Genomic DNA, 792 nt, shown 5'->3' with positions numbered 1-792 from the left:
TATCTTTAACTAAGGGAAACTGGAAACAATATGCCGGATATCAGTATTCTTGTGGATATTGCAGATTATTATGATATCAGCATTCCTGAGATTATCAGTGGAGAAAGGAAAAGCGAGATGATGAACGAAGAAGAAAGAAAAATTGCTAAAACAATGTCAGATTATGCAACTACAGAGAAAGAGAAGATTTTTAAGGAAATGAAGCTCCAAAGTGTCATGGGAGTTTGTGCATTGGTTCTATACTGGATTCTGCATGAAACAGGTGCATATATGTATAATGATGTGTTAGGAAAGCTTGCCGGCTATTGTGAGACCTTGGTATCTGTGTCAGTCATAATGATGGCAGTATTTACGACAGGATCTTTAAGCAAGGTGCGGAGCAAGAGTAGGAAAGTTTTTGTGTTCGAAAATTTCCCAAAACCTATGCAATTAGTTGTAACTGCAGTTGTTGCTTTTGGTGGAGCTGCTGTGATCAAGCTGGTACTGGTGTATTTTTTCGGCTTATAAGTATTTTCAAATTCGTATTACATACTATGGAAAAAGAACTTTTTGACATTTTCACAGATGCGTGATAATATGATTATAGAAAAAGAGTTGAGTGCTACCGATAGACGGTTAGTCCGTTTTAATATTTAGAATATCATCAAAGATAACCGCTTAGTTTACCAGACCAGGGCGGTTATTTTTGTGGTTTATGATTATCTTTGCCTAATGTATATCCGATACTAAAGCAGGTTAAGCCGAAGCTCACTACTGCTATGAAGTCAATAATACTCATTGGCTTAGCCCTCC

1 protein-coding gene is annotated in these 792 nt (G+C 36.9%); it reads left to right on the top strand.

Going from position 1 to position 792, the window contains the following annotated elements; translation table 11 throughout:
• Positions 1 to 30: 30 nt before the first annotated feature.
• Complete coding sequence (locus PG840_RS16750; RefSeq protein WP_270613922.1) at positions 31 to 507, top strand: XRE family transcriptional regulator; 477 nt, start codon at positions 31 to 33, stop codon at positions 505 to 507.
• Positions 508 to 792: the final 285 nt, after the last annotated feature.

Source organism: Coprococcus sp. AM97-35 (genome assembly GCF_027697525.1).
Taxonomy (GTDB): Bacteria; Bacillota; Clostridia; order Lachnospirales; family Lachnospiraceae; genus Allocoprococcus; species Allocoprococcus comes.
Note: the sequence above shows the minus strand (reverse complement) of the source record. Positions and strands in the feature narration are given on the sequence as shown.

Coding starts and splice junctions, on each gene's coding strand:
- PG840_RS16750 (WP_270613922.1), top strand. CDS start 31: ATGCCGGATATCAGTATTCTTGTGGATATTGCAGATTATTATGATATC.